The organism is Caballeronia sp. LjRoot29 (assembly GCF_964252755.1).
GTDB lineage: Bacteria > Pseudomonadota > Gammaproteobacteria > Burkholderiales > Burkholderiaceae > Caballeronia.
The window spans coordinates 33,649-54,352 of record NZ_CAXUPU020000011.1 but is presented as its reverse complement, the minus strand read 5'-3'; the positions used below and the strand labels follow the sequence as shown (position 1 = coordinate 54,352).

The following is a 20,704-nucleotide window of genomic DNA, read 5'->3' as shown; positions in this document are numbered from 1 at the left end:
GCCTGCGCGCATCGAAAGCATGCCGTACACGCATAAGGTTTGATTAATTCGGGCCGTGTCGCTAGATTTCAAGCAAATTCATAACTTGAGACATCATGCCCAATTCCCAACCTGCCGGTTTTTCCGCCTCCTCGCCTTCTCCCGTTGTAGTGATCGCTCCGGATTCTTTCAAGGGTTCGCTTAGCGCCGAACAGGTCGCGGACGCGATTGCGGGCGGCATCCGGCGCGCGCGCAGCGATGCCGTCATCCGCATCGTGCCGATGGCCGACGGCGGTGAAGGCACGCTCGACGCCATGCTCGCGGCAGGCGGCGAACGTCGTTTGATCGATGTACGGGGTGCGGCGGCCAAGCGCCGCCAAGCCGCAACGGGTTTGCTGGCGGATGGCAGCGCGGTGGTGGAAACGGCGGAAGTCGTGGGGATCACGGACCCGGACGGCATGGCCGTGCCGGTCGCCGAGCGCAGTTCGCTCGGCATGGGCGAAGCGATCCGCGCACTGCTCGATCTCGGCGTGCGCAAGTTCTATGTCGCGCTGGGCGGCAGCAGCACGAACGACGGCGGCGCGGGGCTTCTGGTGGGCCTGGGCCTGAAACTCTTCGATGCAGATAACAAACCGCTCGAACCGGTGCCCTCGCAACTGGCGCGAATTGCGCGCATCGATGCGAGTGGGCTCGATCCGCGTGTGCTGGAAGCCGAATTCACCGGCATGTCCGACGTGGACAATCCGCTCACCGGCGAGCACGGTGCAACGGCGATCTTCGGGCCGCAGAAAGGCGTGACGCCCGATCAGATTGCGACCATCGATGCAGCGATTAGGCATTTTGCTGATTTGCTTGAACCGGCGCTCCAGCGCACCGGACGCGATAAACCCGGCGCCGGCGCGGCGGGCGGGCTCGGCTTTGCGCTGCATATGCTCGGCGCGCGTTTCGAGGCCGGCGCGGAAGTGGTCGCGCGCGAAGTTGGGCTGGACGAGGCGCTCGATGGCGCGAACTGGTTGATTACGGGCGAAGGACGTTCGGACGTGCAGACGCTGCATGGCAAGGCGCCGTTCATCGCGTGTCAGCACGCCCGTGCGCATGGCGTGGAAGCGTCGCTGCTGTCAGGCGCTATTGATCCGGCCGCCTTGCCGCGTTTGTCGGAGCATTTCAGCGGCTGTTTTTCTCCCGCACCCGGCCCGATCACGCTAGAGGTCGCAATCCGCGACGCCGCCGCCCTGCTGGCAAACGAAGCCGAACAACTGACGCGGTTGAAGTTCGGTTCAAGGTAAGTTGCCGCGGCCGGCGACTTGCTGGCCGCCGCGTTTATTTGGGTAGTTACCGCGTGCCGGCAACCCTGCCGGGACTGAACAGCATGCGGTCCGATATCCACACGATCAGCATCGTCAGACCCATCATCGGGAAGACGATGCCGAGTGCCGTCAGGCCGCCGACCCATGCGCGCATCGGTGGATTGAGAACCGGTCTCGACGGCGCGCCGATCGCCCTGCCCGGTTTGCGCTTGCGCCACATCACGAAGCCGCTGATCGACATCGCAGCAAGTCCGAGTGAGATGAACGACGCGAGTATCTGGTTCGCAACGCCGAAATAACGCCCCATGTGCAGCGACGTCCCATACGAAATCCACTTCGCGACACGCCCGTAATCGCGATACGCGATGTCCGAGAGAATCTGGCCGCTGTATCTATCGATGTGCAAGGTGCGTTCATCCTGCGGATCGGATGGAAAGTACGACACGGTGTACACGCCATCGGCGGTGGTCGGCAATGCGATGCCGTAGCCATCCTTGACGCCCGCTTGCGCTGCCGACGCAATGACCTTGTCGAGCGGAATGGTGGCGTCCGTTGCACCAGCCGTGCTGTCAGGAACATGCGTCGCGCCCACTGCCCACGGTGTCTGCGGCAACGGCAGATCATCCATCTTCATGCCGGCCATCGATGGATCGGTCATGTCCATCGCGGGCTTCGCGGAATGGACATGCGGCTTGCCCCACGCCCCTTGCGGATAACCCAGCTGCGCGGACGTTGCCATCGCCTTGAATTGCGTGCCCCATGTGCTCGACCACGGCAAGCCGCTGAGCACAAAGAACAGCGCGCCAATCGCGAGCCATGCACCGCCGACCGCATGCAATTCACGCCACCACGCACGGCCTTTCAGCGACGACAACCGCGGCACAAAGCGACCGCCCGCCTGGCGCGCTTTCGGCCACCACAAGGCAATGCCTGTTCCGATCATCACGAGTGTCCAGCAGCCAGCCAGTTCCATCAGGATCTCGCCGGTTTTTCCCAGCATCAATCCGCGATGCACATTGCGAATCTGCTTCATCAAGCGGTTCTCGACGCTCAGCCTGCCCAGCACCTCACCCGTGTACGGATTCAGATAGACGCTTTCGCTCGATCCTGCCTGCAGACGGAACACAAATTCGGCGCTGCGGCGTGGATCGGCATTGATAACCGCAGTGGTCGGCACGGCATCGCGCGGTTCAGCGGCCGTCGCTTTCGCGAGCAAGACTTGCTGGCTGAGACGCGGCTCGGCGCGGGCATCGACGACCATGCGGTCGCGATACAGCAGCGGCTCGATCTGCGGCTGAAAGCAGTACAACGTGCCGGTGATCGCGAGCACCAGCAGCAGCGGCATGACAAACAAGCCGGCATAGAAATGCCAGCGCCATAACAAACGATGCCGCGCGGCTATGCGTGCATCGGAGAGAGATGCTGGTTGCATGTGAGATGTCCTTCAATGAGTAGATTGCAAACCCAAACCAGCCGTCAAATCCCGATTCGACCTTCGACATAAACCGTCCGTCCCGCGTACGGATGGAACACGTAATAGCGGTGATCGAAGAGGTTATCCACGCCGATGCCAAGCTCGGTTCGCTTCGTCGGACGGAAGGTGAATTTGGCGTCGACAACGGTGTACGTGCTCGTGCCGCCGTAGGTGTCCGGGTTCGTATCGGTATTGGTAAGCGTGTTGTATTCGCGGCCCGAATAACGCGCGGCAACTGTGATCGCGCTCTGGCTCGTCGCACGCCATGTGACAGCCACGTTCGCGCGCCACAACGGGATCCGGTAGAAGTACTTGCCCACCGACGCCGGGTTGCCGCTGTTCGCGATGATCTTCGACTGCGTATACGCCAGCCCCGCCGTGAGGTCCAGGCCGCGAATCAGCACGTCCTGCCCTTCGTAACTTGTTTCGATACCGCGCGAACGCACCTTGTCGATATTCTGAAAATTCGTGATGTTCGGAATTACGGTCGTGTTCGTCTGGCTGAACAATGTGTTCTTCACGTCGTCCTGAAACAGCGTGAATCGATACACACCGTTACCGTGTTGCCACTCAGCCGTCAGTTCCTTCGAGAGATCGTCTTCCGGCTTCAGGTTCGGGTTGTTGTTGACGATCGATAACCCCGTGATCTGCCCTTGGAACAGCTCGCCGACGGTGGGGAACCGGTACGCCCGTCCTATCGATGCGCGCAGCAACAGGTCTTGCGTGACATCGAAGGACAGGGAGGCTTTCGGCGACCAGTGGCTCTGGCTGACTTCAGCGTAATTCAGCGAGGTCGCGCCAACGGCTCGCGTGCCGTCGTACGCGTTCCAGTTCTCGTAGCGCGCGCCGTAAGTGAACTTCCAGCGCGGCAAGAGCCGCCACGCGTCTTGCGCGTACACGGCTTGCGTCTCGGTTCGTCCGCCGAACGCGTTGGCAAATGACGTCCCGCCGCCGTCGCGCCAGGCCGGCGTGTTGTAGTTTTCGTTATCGAGAAAATAGTTGTCGTAGTGGTAGCCGAATGACAGCCAGTGCGCGCCCAGACCCGCGGTGGGCGAAGCCGGCGTCCATGTCGTGCGCAGGTCGAGCGTCTTCCAACCGGTGCCATCGCCGAATGCGATCGTGCCCGCGCCATTGCCCGGCACGCCCGAATTCGCGGTGCGCGCAATGCTCTGCGTGATATCGAAATATGACGCTATGGCCTCCGCGTTCCAGCCGGTCGCGTTCCGTGTTTTCAGCGACAACCCATACAGGAAGTTCTCGCTCGAACCCTGGCTCGGCGCAAACGTGGCGGCCGGTAGGTTGTATTCGTAGCCGCCGATATTGACGAGGCCGCTGTAGACCGGATTGCCGGCGGCATCGCGGAGAAACGACTGCGTATCGCTGTTGTATTTTTGATGCCAGTAACCGAGCGTAAAGCCGGCTTGCAAAGTAGGCGTGAGGTCGTACGCAAGCTTCAGCTTGAACTGGTCCTGGAACGTCCGCTCGATCCCTTCCGCTGTCACGCCCAGCACCGCCGTGCGGGTGTTGTTCTGGTCGTTGTAAAAAACCGCGCCCGCCACGGGCCGGTCGGTCGACTTCGCTGGAATAGCCGATGCCGCCAGCGTCGCGAATTGCAACGGCTGACCGGTATTTTCCAAATGATCGACGCCAATCAGCCAGGACAGCTTGCCGTTTTTATCGCCGATAGTCGCCGATGAATTCGTGCCGTTGAAACTGCGATTCACGCCGAACAGATCGAAGTGCTGGCTGAATGCCTGGACGTGGGCATCGGCTTCGAACTTCTCCGGCATGCGCGTGGTGATGGCCACCGTCGCGCCGATCGAATTCCCGGGATACAGCGCTGAATATGGCCCGTAGATGACGTCGGTGCGCGCGATGTCGTCGGCGAACACCATCGACCAGCGCGGCGCGAACGTGAACGTATTGCCGAGGAAATTGCTGAGCAACAAGCCGTCGGCGTAGACCAGCCCGCGCGCCGTTTGCGAATTGCTTGTGCCGCGCACGGCGATTGGCGAATTCACATCGCCGATAAACCGCTTGCGCACCGCCATGTTCGGCACGTACTTCAGCACGTCTTCCGGCGTGACCACGTTCCAGTATTGCGCCTGGTCGGCGGTGACCGTCGCGGTCGTGGCAGGAAGGTTGGGATCGAGCGGGGAACGTGCCGATGAACCCGCGGTGCTGGTGACGACTACCGGCGCGAGCTGGATGGCGTCGGTTTCTCGACGATCGGGTGGACTTTCCGAATTGGCCGCTGCGGGGGCAGCCAGAGCAAAAGCTGGCGCCAGCAGGGACAAGGGCACGCAGGCGTGGCGCTGTAGTGTGAATCCATGAAACCTGAGCGCGTGCGAACGCGCGGCGGCATGGCGGCCTGACGGCTGCCATGCTCGCTTGAGGAGCTTGAGCATCGAAGAAAATCCTGAATGAGTGGACGCAGACCGGCCGGCCACGGGCGCTCAAACGGCGCGCGCGATCATGGCAAATAGGCAGGACGGTCGATACGGACGGACTTCAGGAAACGATGGGCGGCGCGCGCGGAGACGCGGCGTTGAACGACTTGACGTAAACGACTTGCGCGACCGGCGCGGCAGCGAGGCGCGTGACGCGTTCGACCCGCACCAATGCTGCAGGCGGCGCCGATGTCAGCGGCACGTTGTGCGCCAGCAAACCGCAATACGAACAGACGTCGAACGAATCGGCGCCGGCCATGTGATGGCCGGTTTGTTCGTGGCTTTGAACCGCAGTCTGCGGCGGTGTGGAAAGCGCCGATGAAACGATTTGCGCGAGAGCATCGGCGGAACAGATCGCTGCTTGCGGATCGACACCTTGCTGACGTGACGCCAGCGTCTGGCTAATCACCGGTGCGACAATAGCCAGCCACATGGCGGCCATGCCGAGCCATGCAACGAGGCGATTGCGCGAAGTGCGATTCATCAGGATCAGGGTAAGTTCAGCCGCGGATGGGCAAACGAGAATGAGAACCGATTGTAAGCACGCCGTCTGCGCGATGCAATGCGGTTCGGGGGTTTCGGGCAGCGATTGTCGATGTATTGCTTTGGTGCGCATTGGGCCGGGTTCGCAGGCACGCCGCGTGCAGATTGCACATGGAGACATCGGCCATCGATTCGGTTAGAATGCCGGGCTTGGCGCGACGCACGCACCTGCGTCGCCGGGAAATTCGCTTTCCCGAGGTTGCATCAAGCGGAGCTAGGCTCTAAGAACCCGCTTTAAACTAGCCGCACAAACGCGCGTGAGTGGCGAAATTGGTAGACGCACCAGGTTTAGGTCCTGACGGCAGCAATGTCGTGTCGGTTCGAGTCCGACCTCACGCACCAAGCTGAAAACGAAGCCTCGCAGTGAAAACTGCGAGGCTTCGTCATTTTAACCGCTGGTTTCCTGGCTGAACGAGCGGCCCCGGCTCAAGCGGCTCGCTGCGCCAGCACTTCATCGATCAGCCCATACTCCCGCGCCTCATCCGCCGACATGAAATTATCGCGGTCGGTGTCGGTGGCGACCTGCTCCACGCTCTTCCCCGTGCGCTCCGCCATGATTTCATTCAGGCGCCGGCGCGAATAGAGCACTTCTTTGGCCTGGATGGCGATATCGGCCGCCGTGCCCTGCGAGCCGCCCGAAGGCTGGTGGATCATGATGCGCGCGTTGGGCAGCGCATAACGCTTGCCCCTCGCGCCCGCCGTCAGCAGGAAGGTCCCCATGCTCGCGGCGAATCCGGTGCACAGCGTGGACACGTCCGGCCGGATGAATTGCATGGTGTCGAAGATCGCCATGCCGTCGTAGACCGAGCCTCCCGGCGAATTGATGTACAGCGCAATGTCCTTCTCGGGGTTATCTGCTTCGAGAAACAATAATTGCGCGACAACCAGGCTCGCCGTCTGGTCCGTCACCGGTCCCACCAGGAAAATGATGCGTTCGCGCAGCAGCCGCGAATAGACGTCGTAGGCGCGCTCGCCGCGTCCCGAATGCTCAATGACGGTCGGCACGAGGCCCAGGTTTTGGGGATTCATATCGTTGCGGTTCCTTTGCTTTTTGCCCGTTGTGAATGCCTTCAACCGATATGACGCGCAAGGCCGTCCGTGCGTGACGCCCGTTCACGCGATATATTTTTGCTTGGGGGCTGTCACATCCGCGTGGCGCCGGACGTCAGGCCAAGTACTTGACGGCCAATACATCGCAAACGCGCGTAATTGAGGGGAACCTGCATGACTGGTGATACGGATATCTTCGAGGCGTCGCGCGCACGGCTGTTTTCGCTCGCTTACCGGATCCTCGGCGTGCGCGCGGACGCCGAGGACGTCGTCCAGGACACGTTCGTCAAATGGCATCTGCATCAGCGCGCGGTGGCCGCCACGGGACACAACGCGCTGGACACGCCCGCCGCATGGCTCGCGACGGTCGCGAAACGGTCCGCTATCGACCGCTTGCGGCGGCTGAAACATGAAGCATCGTTGCCCGGCGATATCGACAAACTGGATGGTTTCGGTTCCTTCGACCATGCTCTGTCAGCTGAGACACTCGCGGAACGGGTATCGGATTTATCGTACGGAATGCGCCTCGTGCTCGACCGGCTGTCGGCGCAAGAACAAGTAGCATTTTTACTGCGCGAGGCGTTCGAGGCGGACTACGCGAGTATCGCGAAGATACTTAACCGGAGCGCCGCGCATTGCCGGCAAATCGTGCATCGCGCGAAAGACCGGGTGCGCGACGATCGAAAATCCATCGACGCAACGCATTCAGCGCAGGAAGATGACGCTATCGAGTCGCTACTCGATGCCATCGCGCGTCAGGATGTCAACGCGCTGGTCGCGCTGACGCTTGTTACGGCGTCGGCCGCTCCAGTGGCTCCAGTGTCCGTGACAGCGATGGCCGAGCAGCAGGCTGCCCAACTGACGCATGCGCTGATCGCGCGGCTGCGGATCGGCCGCATCGACTTGTCCTCGACTGTCGGCCGAGAACGCACCTCCCCGCTCGTCCTCGCCTAAGACCGCGGCGGCCATGCGCGGCAAAACGCCCGCGCGAGGCCGCCAGCCAAGCCGCAAACGAATTCTTTCACTTGAACCGTCTCGTGTATCCTGAAAACTGGTGTCTGGGACGTCCAGCCACCTCCATCAAGGATCCACAATGGCTTTCAGCAATCAGGCCGCGACTGTCGCGGTAGGGCCGCAGAGCACGTTGACCAGCGGCCTCCTGCCTGTTGGTTTTCGCTTAAACGGTACCGTCAAGTGAACGAGCCACAACGCTTTACCGTACGGCACACAAGCATCTACCGGTATTCGGAACCGGTCGATTTCGGCGAGCATCGAATGATGTTCCGGCCAAGGTCCAGCCACGACCTGCGCCTCGTCACCATGCAGTTGAAGATCACGCCGGAGCCGGCGCGCTTGCGCTGGCTGCACGATATCTTCGACAACTCGGTGGCCGTCGCCACGTTCGATAGCCAGGCAACGGAGCTGACATTCGAAAGTGAAGTCAAGCTCGAGCACTTCGAAACGCCGCAACCGGACTACGCGCTCGAGCGCTACGCCGCCACGTTCCCCTTTGCATACACGAACGAGGAAGCGTCGGATCTCGTCAACGCGCGCAATCGGCCGGAGCCGGATGGCGATGTCGATGCGTGGGCAAAACGCTTCGTCACGCCCGGTGAATCCATGGGCACGATGGCGCTTTTGCGCAAGATCAACCAGGCGATCAACGACGACTTCAAGTACGTCCGCCGCACGGAAAAAGGCGTGAATCGTCCCGCCGATACCCTGCGCCTGCGCACCGGCAGTTGCCGGGATTTCGCCGTGTTCATGATGGACGCGGTACGCTCGCTGGGTCTGGCCGCGCGTTTTGTCAGCGGTTATATCTTCGTGCCTGAAGTCAACCCGGTCACCGCGACGCGCGGCGGCGGCGCCACGCACGCGTGGCTGCAAATTTACCTTCCCGGTGCTGGCTGGGTCGATTTCGACCCGACCAACAGCATAATCGGCAACCGTCATCTCATCCGCGTCGCGGTTGCTTGGGACCACCATCAGGCCCTCCCGCTATGGGGAACCTGGAACGGCGAGCCCGGCTCATTCCGCAGCCTCGATGTCGAGGTCAGCGTGACCGAGAACCGCTGATGTCCTCTTCCATAGAAAGGCCACTCTCATGAAACTCCGCGTTGGTTACGAGCTGGTCTACGAGTGTCAACAACCGACACCCATGCTTCTCATGCTGAACACGCATTTCTCGTTTGCTCCCCAGGTCTTGCTCGCCGATCTGCTGGTCGTTGATCCGCCCGTGCCGATCTCGCAGTATCGCGATGGCTTCGGCAACCTGTGCAGCCGGATCGTTGCGCCCGAAGGCCAGATCGCATTGTCGACGTCGGCGTTGCTTGAAGTGGCGTCCGAATTTGAAAAGCCCGGGCCGGATGGCGAGCAGCATCCCGTTGAAAACCTGCCGAACGAATGCCTTGTGTTCCTGCTCGGCAGCCGGTATTGCGAAACGGACCTGCTGTCAGAGTTCGCGTGGAAAACGTTCGGCAATACGCCGCTGGGACGCCCGCGCGTGCAGGCCATTTGTGATTTCGTGCATACCCATATTGTGTTCAATTACGCACACGCGCGCCCGACCAAGACAGCGTGGGAAGCGTTTAACGAGCGTCAGGGCGTATGCCGCGACTTCGCGCATCTGGCCGTCACGTTGTGTCGCGCGATGAATATTCCGGCGCGCTACTGCACGGGGTATATCAGCGACGCCGGCATGCCGCCGCCATACACCACCATGGATTTCGCGGCGTGGTTCGAGGCTTTTATCGGCGGAAACTGGCAGACATTCGATGCCCGCAACAACGTGCCGCGAATGGGCCGTGTGTTGATGGCGCGAGGCCGCGATGCCGCCGATGTCGCGATCAGCAATACCTTCGGTCCCACCAAGCTGCTCAAATTCGATGTAGTCTGCGAGGCGGAGTAGTGAGCCCGTTTTGTTTGGATATCTAATGGGTGCACGGGTTTTGGCGTTAGCGGTCTGGTTCTTTGCCGGGTTGCTGCTTTCCAAGTCTTCGCGCGTTTTATGTTGGCTGATTTCTTTATCACTATTAGCCACTGCGCGTGGCGGCGCGTCATTTCTTTGTCCAAAGCGACAAAGAAACGAAGCAAAGAAAACGCTTTCACCGCTCTACCCTAAGTGTCCACAGCGTGCAGTTTTTATTCATGGGTGCCCCAAAAGCACGGTGCTCGCCAGAGCTTAGGATGTGTGAAACCCTCCTTCTCGCGAATCCTGACAGTAAAACGCTTCGCCCCGTACGCTCTCGGGCAAGCACCCGTGTTCCACGGACCGGCACGGCCTCACGCGCTTTTGAGACTCCGTTTCTTGGTGGGCTGGCGACGTGGTTCGTCAAGCGTATTAATTTGGTGGATGGTTCACGCGGATAGCGCGGGGTGTTCCTTAGCCAGGTTCAGTCACTGGTGGCGAAGCGTGGGGTATCTGTGTTCGGAGAAAGAGGGGGTCACACATCCGTGGCTCTGGCGAGCACCGTGCTTTTGGGGCACCCATGAAATGGAACTGCACGCTGTGGACACTTAGGGTAGAGCGGTGAAAGCGTTTTCTTTGCTTCGTTTCTTTTTCGCTTTGGAAAAAGAAATGACGCGCCGCCACGCGCAGTGGCTAATAGTGATAAAGAAATCAGCCAACATAAAACGCGCAAAAACCTAAAAAGCAGCAACCCGGCACTGAACCAGACCGCTAACGCCAGAACCTAGCACCCCGGCATTGACCCCAATCGCCATCGCGTGGTGAGGAACGGGTTGATGTCACCGCGTAGGCAGCACCCGTTCCGGGCCGTCTTGCAGCACATTCGCATCCGGGGGATAATTCGCGCTGAATATTGCGGGCGGTGAAGTAGATTTCACCGCTCCGAAAAAGACTCCTCAGTTACCTGTCCAGTCTCCAGAACACGCGCGAGCCATTGAGTTTCAATGGCTTTTTTTCTGGCCCGGACCGATCGGCTTACGCCGTCATCACCTTCCATTGCCGTGAATTTCGACGACTACTGCCAGCAAAAAGCCGCACCCGATGGCTCCAGCACGTACTACGCCCTGCGTCGTGCGCCCTTGGCCAGCCGGCCGCTCCTGACCGCGTTTTACGCATTGCGCCGGGAGCTGGAGGACACCGTCAAGGAAACGAGCGATCCGACCATTGGTCGCACGAAACACGCTTGGTGGCAAAAGGAATTGGCCAGCCTGTTCGGCGGCGAACCCGCGCATCCGGTGACGAAGGCGATCGCTGCACATCAGGCGAATACGCCGGTTCTCGACGAGCAAGGACGGGCATCAATCAACAATATGGCCGATGGTTTCAGCATGGACCTCGATCAGGCGCGATATCTCGACTGGACGGGTTTGCGGCGCTATCTGGATAACGTCGGTGGCGAGTTTGCGTTAATCATCGCGCGGGCGAGTGCGCACCGTCCCGACGACGCACCGGGCTGGGCTAACTCGCTTGGCACGGCACTGATGCTCGCGGAACGCATCGCCGAAATGGGTGACGATGCGCGTCATGGGCGCATTTATATTCCTATCGACGAGATGCAGCGCTTTAATGTTACGGCCGCAGATCTCATCAATCGCAAATACAGCGATGCGTTTAATGAGCTCATGCGCTTTCAAACTAACCGTGCAAGGGAAGCGCTTAAGCAGTCTCTGGCCGCAATCCCTCCAGACGAGCGCGCCACGCAGCGCGTTCTGCGTACGCAAGCGGCTTTATCACTAGCTCTGCTCGACGAGATTGAACGCGAAAATTTTCAGGTGCTTCATCAAAGGATTGCGCTTACGCCTATTCGCAAGCTTTGGATTAGTTGGCGGATCAGGTAGGGGTTGCTCGCGCCGGTGGACGGTTTTTTGGGGGTTGCGGGCTTGGGATTTTGGTCAGGGTCAGTGCCGGGTTGCCAGGTTTTTGTGTTAGCGGTCTGGTTCAGTGCCGGGTTGCTGCTTTTTAGGTTTTTGCGCGTTTTATGTTGGCTGATTTCTTTATCACTATTAGCCACTGCGCGTGGCAGCGCGTCATTTCTTTGTCCAAAGCGACAAAGAAACGAAGCAAAGAAAACGCTTTCACCGCTCTACCCTAAGTGTCCACAGCGTGCAGTTCCATTTCATAGGTGCCCCAAAAGCACGGTGCTCGCAAGAGCCACGGATGTGTGAACCCCTCTTTCTCCGAACACGGATACCCCACGCTTCGCCACCAGTGATTGAACCTGCCCAAGGTGCACCCCGCGCTATCCGCGGATAACCAACCAAGGAACGAAGCCACGAACTTGGCAAGCCGCCGCGCGGTCTACGCCCGCAGCAACGGCAGCGTCTCGAACTTCTGGCCCAGCACTGCACTAGAATTCATTCCCCACCACGGTCCCAGCACAGTCGCGTACATCTGACGGAAGTCCACGCCAACCGGCAAATTGCCATTCCCATCCAATCTTCCCAATTCCGGCGCCGCTCCATGAAGCCCACCATTCACGCGGCCACCCATCACGAAATGCGGCGCGACCGTGCCGTGATCCGTCCCATTGCTCTGGTTCTCTCGCGGCCGCCGGCCAAACTCAGCATAGGTCATGATCAGCGTCTCGTTCCATCGGCCCAGTTCAACTAGCGCCGAGCGCATCGCCACCATTCCCTCCGATAACTGCTTCAGCAACGCCGCCTGCTGTCCCGGCTGGTTCTGATGCGTATCGAAACCATTAAGCGTCAAGCGGATCACCGCAACACCCTGCCCGCTTTGCGGCACGCCGGCGGAGGTATCGGTTGCGGCCAACACTTGCATCGCGGTCTTGATCGACGTCCCAAATGCACCGCCCGGAAATTGCGTCTTGAGCGCGAACTGACCAGCCCGCGGACGCAGCCGGTCAGCCGCCTTCACGATCTCGTTTTCTACATCCAAGATATGCGCGAGCGCAGGATTGCGTTCCTTCAGCGATACCGGCGTCGCAAGCCGCGCCTGCTTCTCGAACTGCGCAGGATTCACGAGCGCGACCGCGCGCGCGCCGTTCGCAAGCGGCCCCATTTCCGCGCTGCCGATCACCACGGCATCAGCAGCAAATCCGGTCGGCACGGGTTGCGCACGGAATGTGCGCGTGAGCCAGCCCTCATGCAGATATTGATCGGAACGCGAACCGGTATCCCAGATCTCAATCGATCGAAAATGCGAGAGATTCGGTTGCGGATAACTCACGCCCTGCACGATCGCAAGTTGCCGGTCTTTCCAGAGCGGCATCAATGGCTGCATCGCCGGATGAAAACCCGTGCGCTCGTCAAGCTGGATGACCTGTTCTCGCTTGATGCCAATCCCCGGACGCAACGTGGCGTAAGCGGGGTCGGCGAATGGGATCACGGTGTTCAGGCCGTCGTTGCCGCCCTTCAGTTCGACCAGGATCAGCACATTGCCATAGCCGGTCGAACGCATCTCGACCGGAAGCGGGCCTGCTGCGGCAAATGCCGACGGCGCCAACGCAAAGGCGCCGGCTGCGCCGGTCATCGAAAGGAAATCGCGTCGGTTCATGAGGTCGCCTATTTCAACTGGTACGCAGGGTCCATCAGCAAAGCGCGCAAATAAGCACTGCTGGTGACATCAGGCTCTGTGGCGTCCGCCGGAGAAACCGCCAGCACCGCGCGCTGCATTTGCAATTGCGTCGACAAGTCCGGGCGCGCGTCAGGCGTCGTCTTGTATCGCGCGAGCCATGCGTCGAGATCGAAACGCAAGCCCGGATGAGACCTTTGCGTCGATGCGGGTTTCATCGCGGCGCTGGTCATCATGCTTTGCGTCTTGTCAGCCACTGAGTCCAGCTTCGCGCTCGTCTTCGCATTGGCCGCCGCCGGGCGCATGCCATGTGCTTCGGTCGCCCGGAACAACTGTTCGATGAACTGCTTGCGCGCGAGCAACGTGGAGCTGTTAATCCAGTTTTCGCCGCCGGGCCAGCCCTTCACGTTCGGCGGATAAAAGAGGTTCTCGCCGAAATTGCGCACCTGGGCACCAAGCGCGGTTGCGTCCTGATCGGCATAACCTATATCAAACTCGCGCACAGCGCCAACCACGAATTCCGCAGGCGACTTGACCAGCACGCCGCGGTTGCGCTCATCCCAGAACGCCTCCGATAAAAACAGTCCCCGCAACGCAGTCTTGATGTCGTAACGCGACGCGCGAAAACGATCGGCGATCGGTGTGATCTGAGCCGGGTCCGGCGTCTCTGAGATGAACTCGCGCCACAATTCGGTCGTGATGAACGTCGCCGTTTCGGGTTGCGCGAGGAGGATGTCGAGAACCTGATCGCCATCGAAATTGCCCTTCTGACCGAGGACGGTCTTGTCGCCGTCATCGTGGATTTTCGGATTGAACTGATAAGCGAGCGTATTCGGATCGAGCCCCCAGCCGGTGTAGGACCGCGCGGCTTCGGTCACGTCACGCTGCGAATAATGTCCTTCGCCGAGCGTGAACAACTCCATGACCTCGCGCGCAAAGTTCTCGTTCGGGCGGCCTTTGCGGCTGCCGGCGACATCGAGATATTGCAGCATGGCCGGATCTTTCGACACCGCATGCAGCAAGTCGCCGAAATTGCCGAGCGCGTCGCGACGCAACAACGCGTTCTGCCGGAACATAAGCTGCGGATAGTGAACCTTGTCTTCACCCGACGGAAAGTGATCGTGCCAGAAGAGCGTCATGCGCTCGGTGAGCGGCGAACGCGTAGTCACCATTTCGCGTATCCACCAGCCGCGCAAATCATCGTAGCGACGGCTTTGTTCGCGCTGGTCATCGCGCCGCTCGTCCTGCGTCCAGGCACGGCGCACTTCAACCGATGGAATCGGCTCCGTGACCCACGCTGGCGGTGGTACCGAAGCTTCCGCACGAGCGCCCGCAAGCAACCCATTAACAGCCTGCTTGCGGGTCATTCCAATCAACGGGGCAACCTCGGCGGCGTCTGCTTCGAAGCCTGTTCGAGTAAGCAGGAAGCGGGCGTCGGTGGCATCGAGCGGATCGGCATCGACTGCCGTGGTTTCCGTCCTATGTACGTTGCGCACGCGGCGCGGCGTGTTGTTTTGCTCTGCCTGAGCCGTCAGCGCGCTGGTGAGCATCAAACACAACGCGATAACCAGCATGACGATACGCACGCCACGCTCGCGCCGATCCGAAGCGCGTGCGATGTGGACATCGGTAAACCTGAAGGGGTGTATCAAGGAGCGAGTCCGGTGGCCGTGCTATCTCAATCAACGGCGCGCTGTCGGCGCCCGTTGACCGCCGGCGCCACTTCGGCATCCGGCTCCGCGGACCCGCAAAGGCCGCGCCATTGCACAGGCCTTATCTCTTGTAAAGATCCCTGACCGCTTCTTCAATATGCTGGCGCAGCAGCCGCCGTTCATCGGCGGTCATCACGCCATGCCGCGGAGGCCGCTCGGGCGGTTGCGGATCGCTTGGCGGCGGGGCCATGGCCGGCATGGCCAGTTGCGGGTCGCGATTCCCATTAGCCGGCTTTTGCATCCGATGTTGCGCGCGCATGAAGCGGCCATCGAAGCGTTTCCGGGTCTGTTGCGAATTGAAATCCGCACTCTCGACCTCTGGATTCGAATACCGGGACGAAGCTGGCGACGAAGATGATGAAGACGACGACATCGACGAATCAGGACGATCGAACGCGGACGAACTGCGATTGGTAGCTGAAGAGGGTTGCGCCAGAGCGGTACGCGCGGCAAACACGGCGTAAAACGCGCTAGCGATTAGCGTTAGTCGGATGATGCGCTTGGTGCGCACAGGTATGCGCCGCCGCGCTCCCTTCATGTTGTTCCCTTCGTTGCTCGACAACCGGACAGTCTCAGGCTCTTTGGCGTGCTTGCGTGTCATGCCAGTATTGACGGTTAATGCCGCCATGATACTGACGCGCAATCGTTGTACTAATGGAGTATCCACCGAATGACGGGCTTGGGTAAAGGAGTGTACGCATAGAACCTTTATGTCGTGCCACACTCGCCGTAAATTTTGTAACTATCTGTTACCTCAGAAAAGGAGCAAACTAGGCTCTCTTTCTAATCGCGCTAAGATGCGGGCATGGAAACCAAAAATCCCTCAAAAATACTCGTAGTCGACGACGACCCCCGTTTGCGCGATCTCCTGCGACGTTATCTCGGCGAACAGGGCTTCAACGTCTATGTCGCTGAAAATGCGCCGTCGATGAACAAGCTCTGGGTTCGCGAACGTTTCGACCTGCTCGTGCTCGACCTGATGTTGCCAGGGGAAGACGGACTCTCGATCTGCCGTCGCCTGCGTGGCAGCAACGACCGCACGCCTATCATCATGCTCACCGCGAAAGGCGAGGACGTCGACCGCATCGTGGGCCTGGAAATGGGCGCGGACGACTATTTGCCAAAGCCGTTCAACCCGCGCGAACTCGTCGCGCGGATTCACGCCGTGCTGCGTCGCCAGTCACCGTCGGAACTGCCGGGTGCGCCGTCCGAAACCACTGAAGTCTTTGAGTTCGGCGAATTTGCGTTGAATCTCGCCACGCGGACGCTGACCAAGAACGGCCAGGAAATCCCGCTGACCACCGGCGAATTCTCGGTATTGAAGGTATTTGCGCGACATCCGCGTGCCCCGCTGTCGCGTGAAAAACTGATGGAACTGGCGCGCGGCCGTGAGTACGAAGTTTTCGACCGCAGCCTCGATGTACAGATCTCAAGACTGCGCAAGCTGATCGAGCCGGACCCGAGTAGCCCCCGTTTTATCCAGACGGTGTGGGGTCTCGGTTATGTCTTTATCCCCGACGGCGCAGCCTGATTGAGTTCTGACCAACGCGCCCCGTGCGCGCCACCAGCAAGAGCATCAGCACACCATGCGGATTGACAGGCGGCTACTGACGCTCGCGTTCGGCGGCCTGTTCTGGCGGACCTTCGCCTTGATCGCGCTGCTGATTGCGGTCAGCATCGCCGCATGGTTCCAGAGCTTCCGCGTGATCGAACGCGAACCGCGCGCACAGCGCGTGGCGCTGCAACTCGTCGCGGTCGTCAAGCTCACCCGCACCGCCCTCCTTTATTCCGATCCCGACCTGCGCCGCGCGTTGCTGCAGGATCTGGAGAGCAACGAAGGAGTGCGCGTGTACCCGCGCGAAACCACCGATAAATATCGCCTGCAGCCCGACGAGTCGCTGAACCGGCTGATCGAGCACGACGTGCGCGGCCGGCTCGGCAACGACACGGTCATCGCGCAATCGGTCAACGATATCCCGGGTGTCTGGATCAGCTTCAAGATCGACGACGACGATTACTGGGTGGCGCTCGATCGCGATCAGCTCGATAACGTCACTGGTCTGCAATGGGCCGGCTGGGGTGTCTTTGCGCTCGCGCTGTCGCTATTCGGCGCGGCGTTCATTACCAGTTTGGTGAACCGGCCGTTCGCGCGGCTGGCGCTCGCGGCGCGCAGGGTCGGCTCAGGGCAATCGCCTGAGCCGCTGCCCGAGCGTGGCATGGGCGTGGCCGCCGAAACCAATCGCAGTTTCAACCAGATGGTGCAGGACCTCGAGCAGCTCGACGCCGACCGTGCGCTGATGCTGGCCGGCATCTCGCACGACTTGCGCACGCCGCTTGCGCGCTTGCGGCTCGAAACCGAAATGAGTCCTTCCGATGAAGCGACGAAACTTGCGATGGTCGATGACATCGAACAGATGGACATGATCATCGGGCGCTTCCTCGACTACGCCCGGCCGATGCAGCGCATGGCCGAAGCGGTGGATCTCTCTCTGATCGGCGGGGAAATGGCCGCGCGTTTCTACGCGGAAGACGGCGTGCTGATGAAGACCGACCTGGCTCAGGGCGCGATCGTTGAAGGCGATCCCACCGACGTACGGCGCGTGATCGGCAATTTGCTGGAAAACGCGCGCAAGTACGGGCGCAGCGCCGTGGACGATATCGCGAGGATCACGCTGCAAACGCGGGTCAACCACGGACGCGTGGAGTTGTCGGTACTGGATGAAGGGCGCGGCATTCCCGAAGATCAGGTCGCGCTGATTACCCGGCCGTTTTACCGCGTGGACACTGCGCGCACGCAAGCGAACGGCACCGGCCTCGGCATGGCGATCGTGCAGCGCCTCGTCACGCGGCAGCGCGGCACCTTGCGCTTGCGCAACCGCCATCCGCAGGCGGGGTTCGAGGTGACCATCGACTTCCCGGCGATGGAAAAGCGCAGTAGCTTCCGCTAGGCCGCGCGTTAGCCGATCGTTTCAAGAAAACGCTATCGGTCCATTCGTAAAAAGCTATCCGGTTTGTTAGTCAAAATCTATTGAAATAGATAGTTAATAGAGTTATGATGAAGGTCGTTCAACGCAGTCATCAGCTTCACCAGCAAGTTTGATCCTGCGTCATGTGAGCGTTACAGCGATCAGTTAGTCTTGATTTCCTCTTCCAACGAACACAGGAGTATTCATATGAAGACCGTGGGCGATAAAGTTGAAGCGTTTACCGTTACTGCTGCTAAGCCGGGTTTCAATAATCACGAAGAAAATGGCGTGTCGGCGTTCGAAGACATCACCGAACAGTCGTTCCCTGGCAAGTGGAAGATCCTGTACTTCTACCCGAAGGATTTCACGTTCGTTTGCCCCACAGAAATCGTCGAATTCGGCAAGCTGAACAGCGATTTCGCCGATCGCGATGCTGTGTTGCTCGGCGGCAGCGTGGACAATGAATTCGTGAAACTGGCATGGCGCCGGGAACACAAGGACCTGAGCAAGCTGAACCACTATTCGTTCGGCGACGTGAAGGGCGAGTTGATCGACCAGCTCGGCATCCGCGACAAGGAAGCTGGCGTGGCGCTGCGCGCAACGTTCGTTATCGATCCGGACAATGTGATTCAGCACGTTTCGGTGAACAACCTGAACGTCGGCCGTAATCCGGAAGAAATCCTGCGTATTCTCGACGGCCTGCAAACGGACGAACTGTGCCCGTGCAATCGCGCGGTCGGCGGTTCGACGCTGTAAGTTGTATTGGCGAAAGCCCGATGGCTTTCGCCCCGGCCCGTCAGCGTTCCGAGTCAAGCTCGAACCGGCGGGCTTTTTTATCGATTACTGGATAGGAGAAATTTATGGAATTCCTCGCATCGATTAAAGAACTCATTCCCGATTATGCAAAAGACATCCGCTTGAACGTGGATGGCACGATTGCGCGTTCATCGCTGGAAGGCAATGACGCGGTCGGCGTCGCGCTGGCGGCCGCGTTTGCAGCGAAGGCGTCGAAGATTGTCGCGATCATCCGCGCGTCAGGCGTGTTGTCGGCCGAGGAAACGAATGGCGCGTTGACCGCAGCCGCGTTGATGGGCATGAACAACGTCTGGTATCCGTACCTGGAAATGGCCGATAACGCCGATCTGAAGACGCAGCCCGCAGCACTTCGCATGAACGCATACGCAACGCATGGCGGCGTCGATAAACGTCGCTTCGAGATGTACGCGCTGGCGGCATCGATTGTTGGCAAGTGCCACTTTTGCGTGAAGTCGCACTATGAAAACCTCGTTGGCGAGGGCATGAGCACGACGCAATTGCGCGATGTAGGCCGGATCGCCGCTGTGATCAACGCTGCTCAGCTGGCAATCACCGCTGAAGGCAACTAAACGGTAGAAGGGTCGAGCTTGCGACTAAAGAAACGCCACGTTTAGTTAAACGTGGCGTTTTGCTTTTCAGGCGCGTGAAAACTCAGGCGTCGATACCCGTGCGCATCAGCAGCACGGCCGCTTGCGCTTCGATGCCCTCTTTGCGCCCCAAATACCCCAGCTTCTCGTTCGTCTTGGCTTTCACGTTCACCCGAGTCAGCGGCAGTTCGAGATCCTCGGCAATATTCGCCCGGATCGCTTCGATAAACGGTGCAAGCTTCGGGGCCTGCGCAATCACCGTGGAATCGACATTCATGATCGCGAAGCCGGCTTCCGAGACTCGCGAAAAGGCTTCGCGCAGCAGCGCCCGGCTATCCGCGCCGGCGAAGTCCGCGTCTGTATCGGGAAAATGCCGGCCGATATCGCCCATGGCAGCAGCGCCGAACAGCGCATCTGTAATTGCGTGCAGCAGCACGTCAGCGTCCGAATGACCCAGCAGCCCGCGCTCGTAGGGAATAGTGACCCCACCGATGATGAGCGGCCGGCCTTCGACCAGTTGGTGAACGTCGTAGCCTTGTCCGATTCTGAAATCCATCGATAGTCCTAGAAAGTAAAGGGCAAATCAAATTGCTGCGTCAAGCGCCGCCGAGCATAGCGGACGCCAGCGCGAAATCTTCCGGATACGTCACCTTGAAATTGCGCAGGCTTCCCTGAATCAGCCGCGGCGCGTGCCCGAGCCATTCGATGGCGCTGGCTTCGTCGGTGAGATCGTGGCCGTCCTGCTGCGCTCGCGTGGTTGCATCGCGCAACATGCCCAGGCGGAACATCTGCGGCGTCTGTGCCTGCCACAAGCCGTTGCGCGACTCCGTGCGGGCGATGCGCCCTTCTGTGTGCGCTACCCCCTCGGCTTCGATCCGCTTGAGCGTGTCAGCCACCGGCAGCGCCAGAATTCCGCCGACCGGGTCGCTCTTCAACTCGCTCACCAGTCTGCGGATCATCTCCGGCGTGAGCCCGGGGCGCGCCGCGTCGTGCACGAGCACCCAGTCGTCGTCGCGCGCGCCGAAACCGGTCAGCGCGGCGAGCCCGTTGAACACCGACGCTTGCCGCGTCGCGCCGCCGCAGCGTTGCACGGCGAAGCGCAAGCCGGCGAAACGGCGGTCATCGAAATGATGATCGCCCGGCGCCAGCACGACCAGCGTCTGGGCAAATTCGGAACAGGCGTCGAAGGCGGCGAGCGAATAACGCAGCATCGGATGGCGACCGATAGTCTGGTATTGCTTCGGCATCGGTGCACCGGAGCGGCTGCCGGAACCGGCGCACGGAATGAGGGCGAACAGGCGGGAAGTCACGAGTTGAA

18 protein-coding genes and 1 tRNA gene are annotated in these 20,704 nt (G+C 60.3%); 10 read left to right on the top strand and 9 right to left on the bottom strand.

Features of this window, described 5'->3' with window-relative positions; translation table 11 throughout:
* Positions 1-95: 95 nt before the first annotated feature.
* Entirely contained in the window at positions 96-1,265 is a 1,170-nt protein-coding gene (locus ACSQ83_RS14695) for a glycerate kinase (protein WP_436228642.1), read from the top strand.
* 46 nt (positions 1,266-1,311) lie between these two features.
* On the opposite strand, the gene ACSQ83_RS14690 is transcribed toward ACSQ83_RS14695, so the two are convergent.
* From ACSQ83_RS14690 to ACSQ83_RS14680, 3 genes are all read right to left on the bottom strand, one after another.
* Positions 1,312-2,718 (bottom strand): PepSY-associated TM helix domain-containing protein, encoded by a 1,407-nt coding sequence (locus tag ACSQ83_RS14690; RefSeq protein ID WP_436228641.1) that lies wholly within the window; start codon positions 2,716-2,718, stop codon positions 1,312-1,314.
* Between the two features lie 44 nt (positions 2,719-2,762).
* Positions 2,763-5,168 carry a TonB-dependent receptor gene (locus tag ACSQ83_RS14685; protein WP_436228640.1) on the bottom strand — a complete coding sequence of 802 codons (2,406 nt, stop codon included), beginning with the start codon at positions 5,166-5,168 and terminating at the stop codon, positions 2,763-2,765.
* Between the two features lie 103 nt (positions 5,169-5,271).
* Positions 5,272-5,694, bottom strand: coding sequence for a DUF2946 domain-containing protein (locus tag ACSQ83_RS14680; RefSeq protein WP_436228639.1), 423 nt, complete (start codon positions 5,692-5,694; stop codon positions 5,272-5,274).
* Between the two features lie 314 nt (positions 5,695-6,008).
* On the opposite strand from ACSQ83_RS14680, the gene ACSQ83_RS14675 reads away from it, so the two are divergent.
* Positions 6,009-6,095 (top strand) — tRNA-Leu (locus ACSQ83_RS14675).
* An 84-nt stretch (positions 6,096-6,179) separates the two neighbouring features.
* Here ACSQ83_RS14675 and clpP read toward each other — a convergent pair.
* A complete protein-coding gene (gene clpP, locus ACSQ83_RS14670; RefSeq protein ID WP_414948520.1) occupies positions 6,180-6,782 on the bottom strand; it encodes an ATP-dependent Clp endopeptidase proteolytic subunit ClpP in 603 nt (200 codons plus the stop codon).
* A gap of 195 nt (positions 6,783-6,977) precedes the next feature.
* On the opposite strand from clpP, the gene ACSQ83_RS14665 reads away from it, so the two are divergent.
* From ACSQ83_RS14665 to ACSQ83_RS14650, 4 genes are all read left to right on the top strand, one after another.
* A complete protein-coding gene (locus tag ACSQ83_RS14665) occupies positions 6,978-7,757 on the top strand; it encodes a sigma-70 family RNA polymerase sigma factor (protein ID WP_436228638.1) in 780 nt (259 codons plus the stop codon).
* A 240-nt stretch (positions 7,758-7,997) separates the two neighbouring features.
* Positions 7,998-8,879: a transglutaminase family protein gene (locus tag ACSQ83_RS14660; RefSeq protein ID WP_436228637.1), complete on the top strand. Its 882-nt coding sequence runs from the start codon at positions 7,998-8,000 to the stop codon at positions 8,877-8,879.
* A gap of 28 nt (positions 8,880-8,907) precedes the next feature.
* The gene (locus tag ACSQ83_RS14655; protein WP_436228636.1) at positions 8,908-9,711 is read left to right on the top strand and encodes a transglutaminase-like domain-containing protein; all 804 of its coding nucleotides are present in this window, start codon (positions 8,908-8,910) and stop codon (positions 9,709-9,711) included.
* A 1,004-nt stretch (positions 9,712-10,715) separates the two neighbouring features.
* Complete coding sequence (locus ACSQ83_RS14650; protein ID WP_436228635.1) at positions 10,716-11,609, top strand: squalene/phytoene synthase family protein; 894 nt, start codon at positions 10,716-10,718, stop codon at positions 11,607-11,609.
* A gap of 460 nt (positions 11,610-12,069) precedes the next feature.
* On the opposite strand, the gene ACSQ83_RS14645 is transcribed toward ACSQ83_RS14650, so the two are convergent.
* The 3 genes from ACSQ83_RS14645 to ACSQ83_RS14635 form a co-directional block, all read right to left on the bottom strand.
* On the bottom strand, positions 12,070-13,287 hold the full coding sequence (locus ACSQ83_RS14645) for a DUF1501 domain-containing protein (RefSeq protein WP_436228634.1): 1,218 nt from the start codon (positions 13,285-13,287) through the stop codon (positions 12,070-12,072).
* An 8-nt stretch (positions 13,288-13,295) separates the two neighbouring features.
* Positions 13,296-14,855, bottom strand: a complete 1,560-nt coding sequence (locus ACSQ83_RS14640) for a DUF1800 domain-containing protein (protein ID WP_436228728.1) — start codon at positions 14,853-14,855, stop codon at positions 13,296-13,298.
* A 223-nt stretch (positions 14,856-15,078) separates the two neighbouring features.
* Entirely contained in the window at positions 15,079-15,645 is a 567-nt protein-coding gene (locus ACSQ83_RS14635; protein ID WP_436228633.1) for a hypothetical protein, read from the bottom strand.
* Positions 15,646-15,822: 177 nt separating this feature from the next.
* Here ACSQ83_RS14635 and ompR point away from each other — a divergent pair, with 177 nt between their 5' ends.
* The 4 genes from ompR (at position 15,823) to ACSQ83_RS14615 (ending at position 19,368) form a co-directional block, all read left to right on the top strand.
* Positions 15,823-16,548 carry an osmolarity response regulator transcription factor OmpR gene (gene ompR, locus ACSQ83_RS14630; RefSeq protein WP_031359745.1) on the top strand — a complete coding sequence of 242 codons (726 nt, stop codon included), beginning with the start codon at positions 15,823-15,825 and terminating at the stop codon, positions 16,546-16,548.
* A 55-nt stretch (positions 16,549-16,603) separates the two neighbouring features.
* Entirely contained in the window at positions 16,604-17,965 is a 1,362-nt protein-coding gene (locus ACSQ83_RS14625) for an ATP-binding protein (RefSeq protein ID WP_414948513.1), read from the top strand.
* 225 nt (positions 17,966-18,190) lie between these two features.
* Positions 18,191-18,739: a peroxiredoxin gene (locus tag ACSQ83_RS14620; RefSeq protein ID WP_414948512.1), complete on the top strand. Its 549-nt coding sequence runs from the start codon at positions 18,191-18,193 to the stop codon at positions 18,737-18,739.
* Between the two features lie 104 nt (positions 18,740-18,843).
* Positions 18,844-19,368, top strand: a complete 525-nt coding sequence (locus ACSQ83_RS14615; protein ID WP_414948511.1) for a carboxymuconolactone decarboxylase family protein — start codon at positions 18,844-18,846, stop codon at positions 19,366-19,368.
* Between the two features lie 82 nt (positions 19,369-19,450).
* On the opposite strand, the gene ispF is transcribed toward ACSQ83_RS14615, so the two are convergent.
* Together ispF and ispD are read right to left on the bottom strand one after the other, a co-directional pair.
* A complete protein-coding gene (gene ispF / locus ACSQ83_RS14610; RefSeq protein ID WP_436228632.1) occupies positions 19,451-19,942 on the bottom strand; it encodes a 2-C-methyl-D-erythritol 2,4-cyclodiphosphate synthase in 492 nt (163 codons plus the stop codon).
* A gap of 40 nt (positions 19,943-19,982) precedes the next feature.
* Positions 19,983-20,696: a 2-C-methyl-D-erythritol 4-phosphate cytidylyltransferase gene (gene ispD, locus ACSQ83_RS14605; protein WP_436228631.1), complete on the bottom strand. Its 714-nt coding sequence runs from the start codon at positions 20,694-20,696 to the stop codon at positions 19,983-19,985.
* Between the last annotated feature and the right edge of the window lie 8 nt (positions 20,697-20,704).